Origin of the sequence: Amycolatopsis coloradensis (genome assembly GCF_001953865.1) — a bacterium.
In the GTDB taxonomy this organism is placed as follows: domain Bacteria; phylum Actinomycetota; class Actinomycetes; order Mycobacteriales; family Pseudonocardiaceae; genus Amycolatopsis; species Amycolatopsis coloradensis.
In genome coordinates, this window is record NZ_MQUQ01000019.1 from 1 (window position 1) to 13,788 (window position 13,788).

At 69.2% G+C, this 13,788-nt stretch carries 17 protein-coding genes; 10 read left to right on the top strand and 7 right to left on the bottom strand.

Annotated features, from left to right (window positions below):
* Nucleotides 1-67 precede the first annotated feature (67 nt).
* Both BS329_RS31775 and BS329_RS31780 read right to left on the bottom strand, forming a co-directional pair.
* Nucleotides 68-532 (bottom strand): hypothetical protein, encoded by a 465-nt coding sequence (locus BS329_RS31775; protein ID WP_076165424.1) that lies wholly within the window; start codon nt 530-532, stop codon nt 68-70.
* Between the two features lie 96 nt (nt 533-628).
* The gene (locus BS329_RS31780; protein ID WP_076165426.1) at nt 629-1,090 is read right to left on the bottom strand and encodes an SRPBCC family protein; all 462 of its coding nucleotides are present in this window, start codon (nt 1,088-1,090) and stop codon (nt 629-631) included.
* Between the two features lie 136 nt (nt 1,091-1,226).
* On the opposite strand from BS329_RS31780, the gene BS329_RS31785 reads away from it, so the two are divergent.
* The 6 genes from BS329_RS31785 to BS329_RS31810 are packed head-to-tail and all read left to right on the top strand — an operon-like array spanning nt 1,227 to nt 5,825.
* The gene (locus BS329_RS31785; protein WP_076165427.1) at nt 1,227-1,625 is read left to right on the top strand and encodes a phage holin family protein; all 399 of its coding nucleotides are present in this window, start codon (nt 1,227-1,229) and stop codon (nt 1,623-1,625) included.
* Nucleotides 1,622-1,927, top strand: coding sequence for a DUF3618 domain-containing protein (locus tag BS329_RS31790; RefSeq protein WP_076165429.1), 306 nt, complete (start codon nt 1,622-1,624; stop codon nt 1,925-1,927). The genes BS329_RS31785 and BS329_RS31790 overlap by 4 nt, the downstream gene beginning before the upstream one ends.
* Nucleotides 1,924-2,190, top strand: a complete 267-nt coding sequence (locus tag BS329_RS31795) for a DUF4235 domain-containing protein (RefSeq protein WP_007030245.1) — start codon at nt 1,924-1,926, stop codon at nt 2,188-2,190. Before BS329_RS31790 ends, BS329_RS31795 begins: the two co-directional genes overlap by 4 nt.
* Before the next feature lie 2 nt (nt 2,191-2,192).
* Nucleotides 2,193-3,488, top strand: coding sequence for an NAD(P)/FAD-dependent oxidoreductase (locus BS329_RS31800; RefSeq protein WP_076165430.1), 1,296 nt, complete (start codon nt 2,193-2,195; stop codon nt 3,486-3,488).
* 13 nt (nt 3,489-3,501) lie between these two features.
* Nucleotides 3,502-4,005, top strand: a complete 504-nt coding sequence (locus BS329_RS31805) for a hypothetical protein (RefSeq protein WP_076165432.1) — start codon at nt 3,502-3,504, stop codon at nt 4,003-4,005.
* A gap of 29 nt (nt 4,006-4,034) precedes the next feature.
* Nucleotides 4,035-5,825, top strand: coding sequence for a thiamine pyrophosphate-requiring protein (locus BS329_RS31810; protein ID WP_076165434.1), 1,791 nt, complete (start codon nt 4,035-4,037; stop codon nt 5,823-5,825).
* 3 nt (nt 5,826-5,828) lie between these two features.
* On the opposite strand, the gene BS329_RS31815 is transcribed toward BS329_RS31810, so the two are convergent.
* Genes BS329_RS31815 through BS329_RS31825 form a run of 3 tightly spaced genes read right to left on the bottom strand, consistent with a single transcriptional unit; the run spans nt 5,829 to nt 7,653 of the window.
* On the bottom strand, nt 5,829-6,590 hold the full coding sequence (locus BS329_RS31815) for a glucose 1-dehydrogenase (RefSeq protein WP_076165435.1): 762 nt from the start codon (nt 6,588-6,590) through the stop codon (nt 5,829-5,831).
* Nucleotides 6,591-6,639: 49 nt separating this feature from the next.
* Nucleotides 6,640-7,236, bottom strand: coding sequence for a TetR/AcrR family transcriptional regulator (locus BS329_RS31820; protein ID WP_076165437.1), 597 nt, complete (start codon nt 7,234-7,236; stop codon nt 6,640-6,642).
* 48 nt (nt 7,237-7,284) lie between these two features.
* Nucleotides 7,285-7,653, bottom strand: a complete 369-nt coding sequence (locus BS329_RS31825) for a winged helix-turn-helix transcriptional regulator (protein WP_076165439.1) — start codon at nt 7,651-7,653, stop codon at nt 7,285-7,287.
* Nucleotides 7,654-7,709: 56 nt separating this feature from the next.
* Between BS329_RS31825 and BS329_RS31830 the strand changes: the two genes are divergently transcribed.
* The gene (locus BS329_RS31830) at nt 7,710-8,234 is read left to right on the top strand and encodes a GNAT family N-acetyltransferase (RefSeq protein ID WP_076165440.1); all 525 of its coding nucleotides are present in this window, start codon (nt 7,710-7,712) and stop codon (nt 8,232-8,234) included.
* Here the strand turns inward: BS329_RS31830 and BS329_RS31835 are convergent.
* The gene (locus tag BS329_RS31835; RefSeq protein WP_076165442.1) at nt 8,231-9,316 is read right to left on the bottom strand and encodes a TetR/AcrR family transcriptional regulator; all 1,086 of its coding nucleotides are present in this window, start codon (nt 9,314-9,316) and stop codon (nt 8,231-8,233) included. The two genes, BS329_RS31830 and BS329_RS31835, sit on opposite strands and share 4 nt — an antisense overlap.
* Nucleotides 9,317-9,413: 97 nt before the next feature.
* Here BS329_RS31835 and BS329_RS31840 point away from each other — a divergent pair, with 97 nt between their 5' ends.
* A complete protein-coding gene (locus BS329_RS31840) occupies nt 9,414-10,604 on the top strand; it encodes a cytochrome P450 family protein (RefSeq protein ID WP_084750454.1) in 1,191 nt (396 codons plus the stop codon).
* 26 nt (nt 10,605-10,630) lie between these two features.
* Nucleotides 10,631-11,488, top strand: coding sequence for an LLM class F420-dependent oxidoreductase (locus BS329_RS31845; protein WP_076165444.1), 858 nt, complete (start codon nt 10,631-10,633; stop codon nt 11,486-11,488).
* Here BS329_RS31845 and BS329_RS31850 read toward each other — a convergent pair.
* Nucleotides 11,463-12,863, bottom strand: a complete 1,401-nt coding sequence (locus tag BS329_RS31850) for a serine/threonine-protein kinase (protein ID WP_076165445.1) — start codon at nt 12,861-12,863, stop codon at nt 11,463-11,465. The genes BS329_RS31845 and BS329_RS31850 overlap by 26 nt on opposite strands.
* A gap of 232 nt (nt 12,864-13,095) precedes the next feature.
* Between BS329_RS31850 and BS329_RS31855 the strand changes: the two genes are divergently transcribed.
* Entirely contained in the window at nt 13,096-13,788 is a 693-nt protein-coding gene (locus BS329_RS31855) for an IclR family transcriptional regulator (protein ID WP_076165447.1), read from the top strand.

The following is a 13,788-nucleotide window of genomic DNA, read 5'->3' on the forward strand; positions in this document are numbered from 1 at the left end:
CCGCGTGAAGGCCCCCTTTCCTCGGCTGAGCCGAGGAAAGGGGGCCTTCACGCGCGAAACGGTCCGGCTAAGGCGTCGTGTACGGAGCCTGTTGCTCGATCGACGGGCTCGCGGTCGGGAACCGGCCTTCCTGGCCGGGCACCGGGGTCACCGTGGTGCCCTGCTGTTCAGGCCCGACGCGCTGCCGCGGGCGGTTGATCACCGCTTCAGCCTCCTGCTCTCCACGGATTCGCGAGAGCACGCTGAGCGTGATCGCGTGGGCGACGGCCAGTACCAGCAACAGAACGCCCAGCCTGCCCACCACGCCCGGCAGGTCACTGCCCCCGATGTCGATGGTCGACAGCAGCGCCAGCACGCCCAGCGTCGCGAGGTGGAACAACACCGTGACGAGCCACGTCATGGACGCCCCTGCGGCCGGATCGCCGTGGGAGCCTCGCAGGTAACGCTTACCACTCTGGTAGATGATCAGGCCGTCGAGCATGACCAGCGCCACCCCGATGACGAGGAAGGCGACGTATGCGTTGGTAGTCATGCCAGGACGCTCCCTTCGTTGAGGACCACCCCCCTGAAGTACCCGGGAGCTTCCCCTGGAAAACGGGGTTTTCCAGGGGAAGCTCCCGGGCGGGGGTCAGCTGCCGGGGCGATCCACGTCACCGCGCCACGCACCGGTCTCGTTGCCGCGGCTCTCGATGAACTCCTTGAACCGCTTCATGTCGGCCTTGATCCGGCGGTCGAGCACACCGAGCTTGTCGGCGACGTTCTCGGCGAAGCCCTCCGGGTCGATCTCCATCTGCGCCGTGACCCGGGTCTTGTTGTCGTCCAGGCGGTGGAAGGTGATCACACCGGCGTGGTCGGGACCGGAGTCCGACGTCCACGCGACGCGCTCGTCAGGATGCTGTTCGGTGATGGTCGCGTCGAATTCCCGGCTCACCCCACCGAACTTGGTCACCCAGTGGGTGTGGGTCGCGTCGATCTGGCGGATCTCCTCGACGCCTTCCATGAACTTCGGGAAGGACTCGAACTGGGTCCACTGGTTGTACGCGGTCTTGACCGGTACGTCGACATCGACCATTTCGGTGATCGTGCTCATGCATCCTCCTGATTGTTGGGTGCTTTCGAGCCGGCAATCCCTCGGCTACCCGGCACCCGGGAGCCCGAAACTCGCCGTGATTGACCGCCCGTACTCCCGGGTACCCGGCGGACAGAACGCTCCGAGGAGGTGCCCCATGATCGAAAAGACCGAAGACCGGTCGGTCGGTGAATTGGTCTCCGACCTGAGTGACGAGGTCAAACGCCTCGTCCGCGATGAGATCCGGCTCGCCGTCGCCGAACTGCAGGGCAAGGGAAAGCGCATGGGAGTCGGTGCCGGATTGTTCGGTGCCGCCGGCCTCTTCGCCCTGTTCGGCGTGGCGACCTTGATCGCCGCGGTGGTACTGGCACTCGCCCTCGTCATGCCCGCTTGGCTGGCCGCCGTGGTGACCGGCGCGGCGCTGCTGCTGATCGGCGGACTGTCGGCCGTGGTCGGCAAGAAGGAGGTCGCGAGCGCGACACCGCCAGTGCCGGAAGAAGCCATCGAAGGTGTCCGCGAGGATGTCGACACCATCAAGCAGGGAGTGCGCTCATGACCGAATTCCCCAAGAACGCCGAAGAGGCCCGCGCCGATCGTGACGTGACGCGCGAGGAACTCACCGAAACCCTCGACGCGCTGGGCAAGAAACTCGACGTCAAGGCCCGGGTCAACGACAACCTCGACGCGAAGGTCGATCAGGCCAGCGCCAAGATCTCCGAGCAGGTTTCCGAACCCGCGGCGGACAAGTTCCGTCAGGGCGCCGAAATCGTCCGTGCCAATCCCCTGCCGATTTTCGCCGGTGTTCTCGCACTGCTCGTGACGATCCGGCTGATCATGCGAAAGAGGTCTGCATCGTGAACAAGGTCCTCTACAAACCGCTGAACATGGTCGTGAGCGCCGCGGGCGGCGTGCTCGCCGGGATCGCGTTCAAGCAGATCTGGAAACGCGTGAGCGGCGAGGAAGACGCGCCCAACGCCACGGACCGGGATTTCACCTGGACGCAGGTGATCGTCGCCGCCGCGGCACAGGGCGCGATCTTCGGCGCGGTGAAGGCGGCCACCGAACGGGCGGGCGCCGTCGGCTACCGCAAGGCGACCGGCGACTGGCCCACTGAGGACTGACGATGCGCGTAGTGATCATCGGAGGCGGATTCGCCGGCTACAACGCCGCCAAAACCCTCCGTAAATCGGCGGGCGACGACACGGAGATCGTCGTGCTGAACCCGACCGACTACTTCCTCTACCTTCCCCTGCTGCCCGAAGTGGCCGCCGGGATCCTCGAACCGCGGCGGATCTCGGTGTCCATCCCCGGCACCCTGCGCGGCGTGCGCCTGGTGCTCGGCACCGCGACGTCGGTCGACTTCGACGGCCGCAGCGTGAGCTACACCGACCCCGAAGACCGCGAACACGAAATCGGCTACGACCGTGTCGTGCTCGCCGCGGGCAGCGTCAACAAGCTGCTCCCGATCCCCGGCGTGCCCGAGTACGCCCACGGCTTCCGAGGTCTGCCCGAGGCGCTCTACCTGCGCGACCACATCACCCGGCAGGTGGAACTCGCCGCCTCCGCGAAGGATCCGGCCGAACGCGACGCGCGCTGCACGTTCGTCGTGGTCGGTGCCGGCTACACCGGGACCGAGGTCGCCGCGCAGGGTCCGGCGTTCACCGCGGCGCTCGCCGCCCGGCATCCCGAACTGGACGGCCAGAAGATCCGCTGGTTGCTGCTGGACGTGGCCGAACGTGTGCTGCCGGAGCTCGACCGGCGGCTCGGCACCACCGCGGACGAGGTGTTGCGGGCACGCGGCGTCGAGGTGCTGATGAAGACGTCCGTCGACAACGCCGACGAGAAGGGCGTCACACTGACATCGGGTGAAGCCGTGCCGACCCGCACCCTCGTCTGGTGCGTCGGGGTCCGGCCGGATCCGCTGATCGAGGACTTGGGCTTGAAGACGGCCAAGGGCAGGCTCGTCGTCACCGCGCAACTGAACGTCCCCGGACGGCGTGACGTCTACGCGTGCGGTGACGCGGCCGCGGTCCCGGATCTGACCCGGCCCGGCGAGTACACACCGATGACCGCCCAGCACGCCGAGCGGCAAGGCAAGCTCGCCGGGCGGAATGTGGCCGCGTCGCTCGGGTACGGATCGCACGGCACCTACCGGCACCATGATCTCGGCTTCGTCGTCGACCTCGGTGCCCACCAGGCCGCGGCGAATCCGCTGCACATTCCCCTTTCCGGGCTCGCCGCCAAGGCGGTGACGCGGGGGTATCACCTGCTGGCCATGCCGGGCAACCGGCTGCGCACCGCCACCGATTGGGCGCTCGAAGCGGTGACGAAGCGCCAGACCGTCCAATTAGGACTGGTGAGGTCGGCCTCGGTCCCGCTGGACACCGCTTCCCCGGAACTTCCGCGCACGAACTGCTGAAGGAGAAATGACTATGCCGGCCGAACCCGATCCCGTCCGCGCCCAAGGCCCCTCGGTCGTCGCCGACGGTGGAGCGGAAGGAGCGAAACTGGTGGTCCTCGACCCCGCTGGTGAGGGCAAGCACGGTGAGCTCCCGGCGACTTGGCGGCCGCTCACGGCCAAACGTCAGGTCATCTGGTGCAGGCTGCCGGTGGACGGGGCGCTGACCCAGGCCGAGGACGTGCTCGGCGACGCGGAACCGGGCGGCCCGCCGATCGACGTCGTCGCCGCCGGCGAATCGGCCGGAGACGCCCTGCGGCTGGCCGAACGCCATCCCGGTGCCGTGGCGCACGTCCTGCTGATCGACCCCGTTCCCGATGAGTCCTCAGAGCTGGCCGAGCGGGTGCGGTCCGCCGGGACGGCGGTCGAAGCGCTTCCGCACAGCACGGGTGAACCGTTCAACCGGATCCCGCCGCCCTTGCCGCTCGGGCATCCGGACGTCGTAGCCGGGATCACCAAGATCCTCGAGGACGTTTAGCCGCCGGAAGGCGGCGGTATCCGGCGAGCATGAGCGAAACCGTTGCCGACCATGTCCTGACCAGGCTGCGTGAATGGGAAGTCGAGCAGGTCTTCGCCTATCCCGGCGACGGGATCAACGGGCTGGTGACCGCTTTCGGCAAAGCGGATAACAAGCCTCGCTTCGTCCAGACGCGTCACGAAGAGATGGCCGCGTTCGCGGCCGTCGGGTACGCGAAGCTGAGCGGACGGGCCGGCGTCTGCATGGCGACGTCCGGCCCGGGTGCGATCCACCTGCTCAACGGTCTGTACGACGCCAAACTCGACCACGTGCCGGTGGTCGCGATCGTCGGGCAGACGGCACGCAGCGCGATGGGTGGCAGCTACCAGCAGGAAGTGGACCTCCAGGCGTTGTTCAAGGACGTCGCGAGCGAATACCTCGTCGAGGTGAACGTCGCCGAGCAACTGCCGAACGCGCTCGACCGCGCCCTCCGCACGGCCATCGCCCAGCGGGCGCCGACGGCGCTGATCATCCCGGCGGATCTGCAAGAGGAGACCTATCGTCCGCCGCGGCACGAGTTCAAGCATGTGCCGTCCTCTCCGCCCGATCACCCGCGGGCCAGTGTCATCCCTCCTTCGGAAGAGGTGGCCCGCGCCGCGGAGGTGCTGAACTCGGGCGAAAAGGTCGCGATACTGGTCGGGCAGGGCGGGCGCAACGCCGTCACCGAGTTGCGTGAAGTCGCCGAACTGACCGGCGCCGGAGTCGCGAAAGCGTTACTGGGCAAGGACGTCCTGCCCGACGACGTGCCGTACGTCACCGGATCGATCGGTCTGCTCGGCACCCGGCCGACATACGAGATGATGCGGGACTGCGACACGCTCCTGATCGTCGGCTCGAATATGCCGTACGCGCAGTTCCTGCCGGAATTCGGCCAGGCCCGCGCGGTCCAGATCGACATCGACCCTCGCTTCCTCGGGCTGCGTTATCCGAACGAGGTCAATCTGCTCGGGGACGCGAAGGGCACCCTGCAGCAGCTGATCCCGTTGCTGGAGAACAAAACCGAGCGCGGCTGGCGTGAAGGGATCGAGAAAAACGTCAGCCGGTGGCAGGAGACCGTGACGCGCCAGGCGATGCTGGACGCGGATCCGGTCAACCCGATGCGGATCGTGCACGAACTGTCCGAACGGATCCCCGAAGACGCCATCGTCACCGCGGACTCCGGGTCGGCCACCAACTGGTACGCCCGGAACCTGCGGATGCGCGGCCGGATGCGGGGCACCCTCTCCGGCACACTGGCGTCGATGGGCTCCGGCGTCCCCTACGCGATCGGCGCGAAGTTCGCCCATCCCGGCCGGCCGGTGATCGCGCTGGTCGGCGACGGCGCGATGCAGATGAACGGCATGGCGGAACTGCTGACGATCGCCCGGTACCGCGAGCTGTGGACGGATCAGCGTTGCGTCATCTGCGTCTTCCACAACGGCGATCTGAACCAGGTCACCTGGGAACTGCGTGCCATGGGCGGCGCGCCGAAGTTCGAAGCGTCACAGAGCCTCCCGGAAGTGTCCTATGCGGACTTCGCGCTCCAGGTCGGCCTTGGCGGGATCGCCGTCGACGATCCCGCCCGGCTCGGCGAGGCATGGGACGTCGCGCTGTCGGCCGATGTGCCGACCGTGCTCGACGTCCGCTGCGATCCCGAGGTGCCGCCGATCCCGCCGCACGCCACTTTCGAGCAGCTCAAGTCGATGACCGAAGCCGTCCTCAAGGGCGAGCCCGACGCCTGGCACCTGGTGACGCAAGGGATCAAGACGAAGATGCAGGAACTGCTGCCTTCACGCCGCTGAGGCTCAGGCGCTCACGCCGCCGTCGAGGACGATGTCGTGTCCCACGACGGACGCGGACTCGTCGGAAGCCAGCCAGAGCACCGCCGCGGCGATCTCCTCGACCTTGCCGATCCGGCCGAGCGGGATGACCGCGCCGAGCCGTTCGGCGCGGTCGGCCTCGGTCTCGCCGGGCCGGAACGACATGTCGGTGTCCGTGGCGCCGGGGCTGACCGCGTTGATCCGGATCCCCTCCGCGATGTGGTCGCGGGCGGCTGTCCTGGTCAGCACGTCCACGGCGGCCTTCGAAGCGGCGTAGGCGGCCATGCCCGGGAGACGGATATGCGAGCCGATGTTGGACGCCATGTTGACGATGACTCCCCCGCCTCCTGCCCGCATCTGCGCGATCTCGTGCTTCATCGACAGCCAGGTGCCGGTGAGGTTGGTCCGTACGACGGCGTCGAAACCGTCTTCATCGAGGTCCGCGGTCGGCGCGGGGCTGCCGAGGACGCCCGCGTTGTTAAACGCGACGTCGAGTTTGCCGTGCCGTCGCACGGTTTCGGTGACGAGACGCTCGACTTCGGCGCCGACACCCACGTCGGCGACCACCGCGTCGGCCGCGCCGCCCTCGGCCTCGATCTCCTTCACGGTCTGACGCAGCTTCTCGCCGTCCCGGCCGGAAACGACGACCTGCGCGCCTTCGCGTGCGAAGGCAACCGCTGTGGCGCGGCCGATCCCGGAACCTCCCCCGGTGACGAGGACGACTTTGCCGCTGAAACGCTTCCCCACAGTATCCAACTTTCTGGTCCGATCGTTCTAGTATTTGAGCCTGATGAAATCACCGTGGACGGGCGGCTTCGAGAACCGCGATGACCTGCTTCGCCGTCGCCCGGGCCCGCGCCCCGGGATCCGGTCCCTTGCCCAGCACCCGCATCCCCTGCAAAACGGTGAGCAGGAAGGCGGCGAGCGATTCCGGGTCGGTGGCGGTGTCGAGTTCGCCTTGCGCCTTCGCCCGGCTCAGCGCCATCCGCAAGGCCAGTTCGAGTGCGTCCCAGCTGCGCTCGACCACGCGCGCGACCTCGGGATCCCTCGGCATCATCTCCATCGCGGCGTTGACGACGAAACAGCCTTTGCGCCCCGGTTCGTCGAGTGTTTCGGCGAGAAAGCGGTCGATGAGCCGCCGCACCCCGGCGAGCGCGGGCCCCGGTCCGGCGAAGTCCTCGACGAACCGCTCGTTGCCACGGGCGATGTAGCGGTTCAAGACGGTCAAGTACAGCTCGTGCTTGGTACCGAACGTCGCGTAGAGACTGGCCTTGCCGATGCCCAGCTCGGTGACCAGGTCGTTGACCGAGGTGGCCTCGTACCCTTGCCGCCAGAACAGTTCCAGCGCGGCACCGCAGGCCGCGTCGACGTCGAATTCCTTCACCCGGGACACCAGAGCAGCGTAGCCATATCTGGACCGATCAGTCAAGAAAGAGGAGCGCTATCGTCCCGAGTCGTAGGCCGACCGGGCCTCCTCGACCCTCGGCAGGTTCGCCGCCGACCAGTCCGCGAGGGTCGCGAACAGCGGTGCCAGGCTCCGGCCGAGGTCGCTGATTTCGTACTCGACCCGGGGCGGCACCTCCGCGTGATAGGTCCGCGTGAGGAGGCCGTCGCGTTCCAGTTGCCGCAGCCGCTGGGTCAGCACCTTCGGCGTGATCGTCCCGATCCGCCGCTCGAGTTCGACGAACCGCTGCCTGCCGAATTCGTTGAGCGCCCACAGGATCGGCGTGGTCCAGCGGCTGAAGACGAGGTCGACCACCGGGGCGATCGGACAGGCCTGCTCGGGTGTGGTCGGGGCATCGGCGCGCATGGGGTCAAGGTACGCGGACCGCCGCTTTCGTGAGCTGGGAGGCGTAGCGTTCTCTTATGGACTTGACCACCGAAAGGCTCGTCGTCCGTGACTGGTCCGAGGACGACGCCGAAGCCGCACTGGCCATCTACGGCACCGCCGACGTGACCCGCTGGCTCACCCCGGCGATGGACCGGGTGACCGATGCCGCGGCGATGCGCTCGGTTCTCCAGGCCTGGCAACAGGCTCAGCCCAACCTCGTGCCGCCACGCGGAAGATGGGCGGTGCGGCGCAAGGAGGACGGCGCGGTCGTCGGCGGACTGGGCATCCACCTGCTGCCACCGTACGAAGAGGACCTGGAGATCAGCTGGCAGCTGCATCCGGACGCCTGGGGCGAGGGATACGCCTCCGAGGCCGCCCGCGCGCTGCTCGGCTGGGCGTTCACCCAGGACACGGACGAACTCTTCGCCGTCGCGCGGCCGAACAACGTGCGTGCCATCGCGACCGCGAAACGGCTCGGGATGGTCTGGGTCGGCGAAACCGAGAAGTACTACGGACTTCGCCTCCAGGTGTACCGCATCAGGCATACGGACGTCGTCTAGCCGCGTTGGTCCACACGGGACACATCGTCCGTCGCCGCGACGGCGTGCCCCGCGCCGCGCCCGTCCGCCGTGGCGACGATCCGCCCCCGCTCGACCCGGACCGCGGCCTCGGTCTCGTCGCTGACCGCGAGCACCCCCGCGGCGGCCGCCAGCGTCCCGGTCACGTCGCACACCACGCGCACGCCCGGCCAGGCCCGCTCCGGGAAGGCCTGCCGCAGACCGCCGCACACCTCCGCGACGATCAGCCGGGTCAGCGGGACCAGTTCGTCGGGCTCGCTGGTCACGACGACCACGGTGACGTCGCGACCGTGGGCCCGCACGGCCTCTTCGGCGGCGACCAGCCGATGGGTGCCCAGGACGACCACCACGCCATCGGCGGGAATGAACGTCTCGGCGCGCACGAGGTCGGCGGCCCCGGGCGGTGACCACGGCCGGTCGGCGGGCCGCGCCGCGGGCGCGATGACCGGCGGCGCCCACCAGTCGTTGAGGGTCAGCCCCGCCAGTCGCTCGCAGGCGCTCACGACGTCGAAGGGCTCGACGAGTCCCGGCGCGGCGGCCGCCAGCTGGCCGGCGCCGTGCAGCGTGGTCAGCACCGTCTCCGCGAGCCGGACACGACGCGGGATCGGCGCTCCCGCCGGACGTTCCGGCGGATCGAGCCGCTCCAGCGCGAGCCCGAGCAGCAGCCCGTTGAGCTTCACCAGCTGAGCGAACGGACGCCGGATCCGCTCGTCGGCCAGCACTTCCGGCATCAGATCACGCACGAGGCCCGCTGGGTCGTCGCCCAAGGGAAGCGCCGCCACCCTCGCCATGGCCAGTGCTCCCAACGCGTCCTGGAGCGTCTCGCCCGGTACGGCGTGCGGTGCTCCGGCGGACCGTTCCGCCAGTTCGGCCAGAACGGCGAAGTACAGCGCGCGTTTACCGGGGAAATTCGAGTAGACCGCGCCGCGGGTGAGTTCCGCCCGTTCGGCGATGACGTCGATCTTGGCGTCCCGGAAGCCCCGTTCCGCGAACTCGTCACGCGCGGCGGCCAGCACCTTCGTGCGATTGCGCTCCTGCGTCTCCGCCCTGCTCAGCCGAGCCATCGGTCTCCTGTCGTTGCCTGGGGACGAGGATCAAGATACCGTGAGCATTCAGATGATGAGAACATCTGTTTTAAACATCCGAACTGGGAGACCTGCCTTGTCCGACGTTCCCGAGATCCTTCTGACCGACCCCGAGGTCCTGCGCGATCCGTTCACCGCGTACAGCCCGGTCCGTGAGCGCTCCCCCATCGCCAAGCTCTCCGCGCCGGGGTTCTCGATGTGGGCGATCCTGCGCCACGAAGAAGCGCGGAAAATGCTGAGCGACCCGCGTTTCGCTTTGAGCTCGGCCAGCTATCAGCGCATGGAGATCCCTGAGCACTGCCGCCCGTACATGCGGTCCATGCAGGAGGTCGAAGGCCCGGAACACCTCCGGCTCCGGCGCCTCGTCTCCCCCGCGTTCACCCCGCGCAAGGCCGCCGCGCTCCGGCCGGGGATCGAGCGGCTCGTGGACGACCTCCTCGACGGTCTCGCCGGACAAGACCGGATCGACCTGGTCACCGCCTTCGCGCGTCCACTACCGATCGACGTGATCTGCGCCCTGGTCGGCATCCCCGAAGCCGACCGCCCGCGCTGGCGCGAGTACGGCACCATGGTCGCGGCGGGCGACGGCCCCGGGCTGGCGAAAGCGGTTCCAGGGATCGTCGAGGACTCACTCGCCGCCATCGCGAACCGGAAGCTCGAGCCCGCCGAAGACGTCGTCTCGCAGCTACTCCAGATCCAGGCCGAAGACGGCGACAGGCTCAGCGAAACCGAGCTGGTCGCCCTGGTCTGGCAGCTCGTCCTTGGCGGCCAGGTGCCCGGCAACCTCATCGCCAACTCCGTCGAGATCCTGCTCGCCCATCCCGCTCAGCTGGCCGAGCTCCGCGAAGACCCGGGCCTGATGCCCGGCGCGGTCGAGGAACTGATGCGCTGGTGCAGCCCGCAGCTGCTGACGATCCCCCGGCTCACCACGACGGACGTCCGGATCGGCGACGTCCTGATCCCCGAAGGAGAACCTGTTACCGTCGCGATCGCCGCGGTGAACCGGGATCCGAGGGCGTTCCCAGACCCGGACGTCTTCGACATCCGGCGCGCGGCGGGGCCCGCGTGGCATCTGGCGTTCGCCCACGGGCCACATTTCTGCCTCGGCGCCTCGCTTGCGAGGGTGCAGACCGAAGTCGCGCTCACCGCACTGCTGCGCCGGTTCCCCGATCTCGCGCTCGCGGACGGACTGCTGCGGATCCCGGACCCGGGCACCTGGCGACTGAACGCGCTGCCGGTCACCCTGCGCGCGACGGTTGCTAACTGAAACACGTTCTAATAACGTGAGCGGCTGTGAGACACGGGATAGTGCTGTTCACCAGTGACCGGGGCATCACACCGGCGGCCGCCGCGCGGGCGGCGGAAGCGGCGGGCTTCGACGCCTTCCACGTGCCCGAACACACGCACATCCCGGTCAAACGGGCGGCTCCGCATCCGCGCACCGGCGACTCGTCACTGCCCGACGACCGCTACCTGCGCACGCTGGATCCGTGGGTCGCGCTGGCCACCGCGGCCTCGGTGACCACGCGGATCCGGCTCGCGACGGCGGTGGCCCTCCCGGTCGAGAGCGATCCGATCACGCTGGCGAAGACGATCGCCAGCCTCGATCATCTCTCGGGCGGGCGGGTCACCCTCGGCGTCGGCTTCGGCTGGAACGTCGACGAACTGGCCGATCACGGCGTCCCCGGCGGCAAGCGTCGAACGGTCCTGCGCGAGTACGTCGAAGCGATGCGCGCGCTCTGGACGGACGACGAAGCGTCGTACGCGGGCGAGTTCGTCTCGTTCGGCGCGAGCTGGGCCTGGCCGAAACCGGCTCAAGCGCACATCCCGGTGACCGTCGGCGCGGGCGGGACGGAGAAGACGTTCCGCTGGATCGCGAAGTCGGCCGACGGCTGGCTCACCACTCCCGGCGACACGGACATCGAGGACAAGGCACGCCGGCTTCGCGAGATCTGGCGCGAAGAAGGCCGTTCCGGAGAACCGGAGATCTCCGCGCTCGGCGTCCGCCCGGACCCGGAGAACCTGGCCAAGCTGGAAGCCGCCGGGGTCACCGAGACGATCTTCGGCCTCCCGGACCGCTCCCCCGAAGAGGTCGAGGCCTGGCTTCAGCGCCTCGCCGGGAAACTCAGCCTGCCCGCTGGGAGTCGATGAGATACCGGCCGTCCTGCTGGACCAGCTCGAAGGTCTCCCTCCCCGTCTTGGTCCCTCCTGAGGCGAGGACGTAGGTGAGCGTCGCCGTCACCGTGTTCCCGGATTCGGACACGTTCGACACGCTCACCGAGCGGTATTCCTTCCAGTAGCCCGAGTACCGCTCGAAGCTCTGGTTCCTGGTGCGCTTGAAGTTGTCGGACAGCGTCGCGAACCCGGCCTGGAGGTTCCCCGGGATGAGCGTGTAGTAGGCCGCGAGCGCCTGCCCTGGCGTCTGCGCCGGAGGCGGCGCGGAAGACGACGTGGCCGGAGGCGGTGACGACGACGGGGGCGCCGCCGAGGAGGTCGGCGGCTGCGGTTCAGGAGAGGACGGCGGCGGGGTGACGGCCTGCGACTGCGAGGCAGGCGGCGGCGCGGCGTCCGGCGGCGGGTCCTCGCCGCGGGCGAGGAAGACGACCACGGCCGCGGCGACGGCGGCGAGCACGAGGAACCCGGCGAGCACGCCGATCAGCATTCCCTTGCGCGCCTTCGGCGGTGGCTCCTCGGCGATGAGCGTCGTCGGCTCCCCCGCCGCCAGCGCCCGCAGCTCCCGCTCGGTCTCGGTCATCGTCGGCCTGCTGTCCGGCCGGACGTCGAGGAGCCGGGTCAACAGCGGCGTCAGGATGTCGGATTTGACCGGTGGGGTGATTTCCCCGCTGGACGCGCGGTACAGCAGCGCGATCGGATTCTCCGCCGTGCCGTAGGGCGAGCCGCCTTCGAGCGCGGTGTACAGCGTCGCGCCGAGCGAGAACACGTCGGAAGCGGAAGTGGCGTCCTCGCCGCGGGCCACCTCGGGCGCCAGGAACGCCGGTGTCCCGGAGATCTCACCGGTCGCGGTGAGCTGGACGTCGCCCATCGCCCGTGAGATCCCGAAGTCGGTGATCTTGACGGTGTCGTCCTCGCCGAGCAGGACGTTGCCGGGCTTGATGTCGCGGTGGACGATGCCCGCCCGGTGCGCGGCCGCCAGCGCCGAGCACAGCTGGATGGCGAGGCGGATGACGTCGTCGACCTCCATCGGCCCTTCACGCAGTTTGTCCGCGAGGCTGATCGAGGGGAGGTACTCCATGATGATCCACGGGCGGTCCTGCTCGTCGATCACCCCGAAGACGGTGATGGCGTGCGGATGTACCAGCCGCGCGGCGATCCTGGCCTCGCGCAGCGCGCGATTCTTGGCCTCGTCGGCCTTCTGCTCTCCTTGCCCGTGCGGCAGAAGGAGTTCCTTGACCGCGACCGTGCGCTCCAGGTTGTCGTCGCGTGCCCGCCACACGGTGCCCATGGAGCCGCCGCCGACGGGCTCGATGAGATCGAACCGGTCGGCGAGGCGGCGGATCTCCTCCATTGTCGACGTCCCCCTGGGAGCTGTGGTGTTCGCGTGAACCTTGCCAGCATGCCAGGAACTCGCCGGGGCGCAGGACCCGGCACGGTGGTTTTCCGGCGCGGTGTCGGTCACGTCGCGGGCTGGGCCGTTCAGCGGAACGCTGCCCCTTCGGCTGCCCGGAAGTTCGTATCCCGGACGGCCTGGGGCGCACTTTACTTCTCCAGGTGTGGCCTGATCTCGAGAAAGGGCGGCGATGCGGGAAACCGTCAGCGGACGTGGCGTGCTCGAAGGCGCGTTCACGTTGCTCGAAGCGCTCAACGAGCACGGCGGGCAGGCCGGGCTGACCCAGCTCGTGCGGGCCACCGGGCTCCCGAAGACCACTGTGCACCGGCTCCTCGACCAGCTGGCCGACCTCGGCGCGGTCGAGCGGGCGGGCCGCGGCTACCGGATCGGCTCCCGGGTGTTCCGGCTCGGCCGGTTCTGGCAGCCCGAACTGCGCGATCTGGCCAAGGAGTGGCTGCCGTCGCTTTCGGCGCGGATGCGGGCGGGTCTCGTGCTCGCGGTACCGAGGGAAGGCCGCGCGCTGGTCGCGGCGGGAGCCGTCCTGCCCGCCGACGACGTCCCCGCGTGGCCGGGCACCCCGCTGCCGCCCGGGACCGCCGCCGGACGGCTTCTGGCCGCTCACCACCACGCGCTCGCGGAACCGGACGCCGACGCGCTGGAGATCCGCGCGGCCGGATACGCGGCCGAGTCGGAGACCATCACGGCGGGACTCGGCTGCGCGGCCGTCGCCATCAGAACCCCGGACGGCCGGGTCGGCGCGGCACTCGCCGCCGTCCTGCCCGTCCGGCGGGACCCGGTTTCGCTGGTCGCCGGGCTGGCGAGCACCGCGCGTTCCTTCGGTGCCGCGCTCGCCGAGTGCTCGCGGCCGAACCGGGCCGGATGA

What these genes read in the sequence shown, in the direction of transcription:
- BS329_RS31775 (WP_076165424.1), bottom strand. Translation starts at nt 532, where the DNA reads ATGACTACCAACGCATACGTCGCCTTCCTCGTCATCGGGGTGGCGCTG.
- BS329_RS31780 (WP_076165426.1), bottom strand. Translation starts at nt 1,090, where the DNA reads ATGAGCACGATCACCGAAATGGTCGATGTCGACGTACCGGTCAAGACC.
- BS329_RS31785 (WP_076165427.1), top strand. Translation starts at nt 1,227, where the DNA reads ATGATCGAAAAGACCGAAGACCGGTCGGTCGGTGAATTGGTCTCCGAC.
- BS329_RS31790 (WP_076165429.1), top strand. Translation starts at nt 1,622, where the DNA reads ATGACCGAATTCCCCAAGAACGCCGAAGAGGCCCGCGCCGATCGTGAC.
- BS329_RS31800 (WP_076165430.1), top strand. Translation starts at nt 2,193, where the DNA reads ATGCGCGTAGTGATCATCGGAGGCGGATTCGCCGGCTACAACGCCGCC.
- BS329_RS31805 (WP_076165432.1), top strand. Translation starts at nt 3,502, where the DNA reads ATGCCGGCCGAACCCGATCCCGTCCGCGCCCAAGGCCCCTCGGTCGTC.
- BS329_RS31810 (WP_076165434.1), top strand. Translation starts at nt 4,035, where the DNA reads ATGAGCGAAACCGTTGCCGACCATGTCCTGACCAGGCTGCGTGAATGG.
- BS329_RS31825 (WP_076165439.1), bottom strand. Translation starts at nt 7,653, where the DNA reads ATGCGCGCCGATGCCCCGACCACACCCGAGCAGGCCTGTCCGATCGCC.
- BS329_RS31830 (WP_076165440.1), top strand. Translation starts at nt 7,710, where the DNA reads ATGGACTTGACCACCGAAAGGCTCGTCGTCCGTGACTGGTCCGAGGAC.
- BS329_RS31835 (WP_076165442.1), bottom strand. Translation starts at nt 9,316, where the DNA reads ATGGCTCGGCTGAGCAGGGCGGAGACGCAGGAGCGCAATCGCACGAAG.
- BS329_RS31850 (WP_076165445.1), bottom strand. Translation starts at nt 12,863, where the DNA reads ATGGAGGAGATCCGCCGCCTCGCCGACCGGTTCGATCTCATCGAGCCC.
- BS329_RS31855 (WP_076165447.1), top strand. Translation starts at nt 13,096, where the DNA reads ATGCGGGAAACCGTCAGCGGACGTGGCGTGCTCGAAGGCGCGTTCACG.